We start from the raw sequence: 3,443 nt of genomic DNA, 5'->3' as shown, positions 1-3,443 counted from the left end.
GGCGAGATCCGCGCGCTCGCCTTCATAGGAGATGGTGTGGCCGTTGATGATCGAGGCCGACAGACCGGCATAGCCCCAACCGGCGTCGTAGACGCTTTCCAACTCGAAGCCGTGGATCTTGGCCTTGGCGAAGTTCTGGTACTGGAAACAGATCGGAATGCCCGGGCCGAACGGGCAGCCGCTGGTCGGGTCGAAGGGGGAGAGCGTCACGCCGTCGATGTAGTCGTCGACATTGTTGTTGAAGTAGGCGGCCTTGAGCCGAAGCGCGTCGCCGCCCTCGATGATGTCGTTCTGCTTGTAGTTGACGCCGAACTCGACGGTCTTGCCGGTTTCGGGCTTCAGGTTCGGATTGGGCAGGAACGGGAAACTGACGCCGGCCGGATGGTTGCCGCTGATCAGCGTCTCGGTCAGCGAGGGCGAGCGATAGCCTTCCGCATAAGTGCCGTAGAATTGCAGTCCGGCCAGGCCTGCGCTTTCGAAGGGCGAGATGCCGATGGTGATGCGCGGTGAGACGCGGTCGCCGGAGGTCTCATTCGTGTCGTCCTTCAGGCTGTAATTGTCATAGCGCAGGCCCCCTATGATTTCGAGCCATTCCCAGGTCAGCTTGTCCTGGATGTAGGCGCCGGAGACGTTGCGCTTGCCCGACGGCGTGTAGAAGCTGTCGCCGCCGGCGCTGCCGCCGGTATCGACATCGTCGCCGACCCAGTCGCCGCCATAGGTCAGCTCATGCGCAACGCCCGCCGTCTTGAAGCGCGACGTGTTCCAGATGTCGATGCCGGTGGTGCCGACATCGAAGGTGGACAGGGAGCCGGCCGGCAGCACTACGGGCAGGCCGGTGGTGGGATCGAAGCGGTTCTCCGCGGTAAGCGTCTTCAGGTCGAGAAGCGTCTTGTTGTAGGAAGCGTTGATGTGAAGGTCGAGCCAGCTCTTCGCATCATCGGTGATGTTGTAGCGGGCCGTGAAGGTGTTCGACTTCAGGTCGACGTCGTTGGCCGGCACGCCGCCGCTGGTCTCGGTCCAGCCGTCGCTGGAACCGACCCAACCTAATTTCAATTCGCTGTTCTCGGTCGGCCGGATGGTGGTCTTGAGCAGGCCACTCAGCACGTCGAAGCCGGTGCCGGCAACGGTGTCGCCGCCGCCGTTCTTGTAGTCGCCGTAGTCGCGGTAGACGACGTTGCCCAGAACGTCCCAGTTTTCGTTGATCTTGTAGGCGCCGGTGGCGCTGGTGGTCCAGCCCTTGCCATTGCTTTCATAGCGCCCGGTCAGCGAGCCGGCCCAGGTCTCTTCCGGCTTGAGGAAATCGGCGGCGTCCTTGGTGTCGAAGAAGACGACGCCGCCGATGGCGCCGGAGCCATAGGTGTTGGCGGTCGGGCCGCGGATGACATCGACCGACTTGATGAGCTCGGGATCGACATAGAAGGTCGACTGCGTGCCGTGGTCCGAACGCTGGAAGTCCTGCCTGGCGCCGTCGACGATCACGGCGACGCGGCCGAAATCCTGCAGGCCGCGGATGTTGATGCTCGACGAGACGCGCCGGGCGTCGGCCTGGACGGTGACGCCTGGCACGCCGAGCAGCATCTCGTTCGGCGTCGTCGCCATGCGGCGGTCGAGCTGTTCCTGGTCGACATGGCTGGCCGAGGCCAGCGACTGGATCGCCGTTTCGCCGGTGCGGCTGATGACGAGGATCTTGTCGAGCAGGGTTCCTTCGGCCGCGGCCTTCTCATCGGCCTGCTTTTTCTGATCGGCCTGCTGCTGGTTGGCCGGCTGCGCGGCTTGTTGGGCCTGCGCGGCGGGCACGCTGAGCGCGATCGCCGCCGCTCCGGCCATCAATGCGGCGATTGCCTTTGCAATCGATCGGAAGCCCGGACCTGCGCTATTGCCCGCCAGGCCCGTCCGTCCCCAAGTCACCAACCCCATGCCCCAACTCCAGATTTCAGGCTCGTAGCTGGCTGGCCGGTGGCTCGCTCGCATTTTTGATCACGTCCGGCGTCTTAAATGTTGACTCATTTAGTCCGGTAATGCACTGACTAGTAAACATGATTATTCGAGTCAAGAATTGAATCGGCATTTTATGAGGCTGCGGCCAAGATGGCCGGCAGAGGAAAGGACCGACCCGATGAACACGCACAATCCCAACGATTTCCGCTATCGCGTCCGCCGTCCGGAGGACACGCAGATGCGTTACGAACGGGTGCCGTTGGCGGTGAGGACGCTCTCCAGCAACACGCTGTTCCAGGGCGAGCACGAGATCGGCATCGAGCATCATGGCGCGCTCTACCGCCTGAAGATCACCCGCCAGGGCAAGCTGATCCTCAACAAGTGACCGCAATCGGCGGGCGATAGACGAACATCAGGCAATACAGGTGAACGACATGGACCAGCGCGTTAAGCCGTCGCCGGAGGAAATCCGGCGGGCAAGGCAGGACAATCCCAAGATGCGGGAACGCGATCTCTCGGCGCAATTGGGCATTTCGGAAGCGGAGCTGGTCGCGGCGCAATGCGGCTTCGGCGCCGTCCGTGTCGAGCCGCGCGTCAACGACCTTTTGACCGGCCTGGAGGCGGTCGGCGAGGTGATGGCGCTGACGCGCAACGAAAGCGCCGTGCACGAGAAGATCGGCGTCTACGACAAGGTCGTCACCGGCAATCACAACGCCATGGTGCTTGGTGAAAACATCGACCTGCGCATCTTCCCGAAAGTCTGGGCGCATGGCTTTGCCGTCGAGAAACGCGACGGCGGCGAGATCCGCCGCAGCCTGCAGTTCTTCGACGCGGCGGGCGAAGCGGTGCACAAGGTGCATCTGCGGCCGGCTTCGAACCTCTATGCCTACCAGAAGCTGGTGGCGAGCCTCGAATCGTCGAATCAGGAACCGACCGTCGCGATCCTCCCAGGCGCCGCGGAAGGAGAGGGCGAGGGGCATGCTTCGGTCGCCTCGATCGACGATCTGCGCGACCGCTGGAGCCGGCTGACCGATGTGCACCAGTTCTTCGGCATGCTGAAGACGCTGAAGCTCAGCCGCCGCGAGGCGGTGCGGATGGTCGGCCAGGACTATGCGTGGCTGCTCGACAATGACGCGGTGAGCGCCCTGTTCCATCACGCGGCGGCAGGCGAGATGCCCATCATGTGCTTCGTGGGCAACCGCGGCTGCATCCAGATCCATTCCGGCCCGATCAGATCGGTCAAGCCGATGGGGCCATGGATCAACGTGCTCGACGAGACCTTCCACCTGCATCTGAGGACCGACCACATCCACGAGGTCTGGGCGGTGCGCAAGCCGACCAAGGACGGCCATGTCACCTCGCTGGAGGCCTATGGCGCCGATGGCGGCATGATCATCCAATTCTTCGGCAAGCGCCATGAAGGCGAAGGCGAGCGGGAAGACTGGCGTTTTCTCGCCGAGAACCTGCCCCGCGTTCCCAGCCCGACCGCTGCATAAGGCCTGTCT

Annotated in this window: 3 protein-coding genes; 2 read left to right on the top strand and 1 reads right to left on the bottom strand. The window is 63.3% G+C overall.

Going from position 1 to position 3,443, the window contains the following annotated elements:
• On the bottom strand, positions 1-1,827 hold a 1,827-nt coding region (locus EOD07_RS27300), incomplete at its 3' end, for a TonB-dependent receptor (RefSeq protein WP_245470516.1).
• 289 nt (positions 1,828-2,116) lie between these two features.
• On the opposite strand from EOD07_RS27300, the gene hemP reads away from it, so the two are divergent.
• Together hemP and EOD07_RS27290 are read left to right on the top strand one after the other, a co-directional pair.
• Positions 2,117-2,323: a hemin uptake protein HemP gene (hemP, locus tag EOD07_RS27295; protein ID WP_040981784.1), complete on the top strand. Its 207-nt coding sequence runs from the start codon at positions 2,117-2,119 to the stop codon at positions 2,321-2,323.
• A gap of 49 nt (positions 2,324-2,372) precedes the next feature.
• Positions 2,373-3,434 carry a hemin-degrading factor gene (locus EOD07_RS27290; RefSeq protein WP_127237606.1) on the top strand — a complete coding sequence of 354 codons (1,062 nt, stop codon included), beginning with the start codon at positions 2,373-2,375 and terminating at the stop codon, positions 3,432-3,434.
• Positions 3,435-3,443 lie beyond the last annotated feature (9 nt).

It is taken from the genome of Mesorhizobium sp. M2C.T.Ca.TU.002.02.1.1 (assembly GCF_003997225.1).
This window is presented reverse-complemented; position numbering and strand designations above follow the sequence as displayed.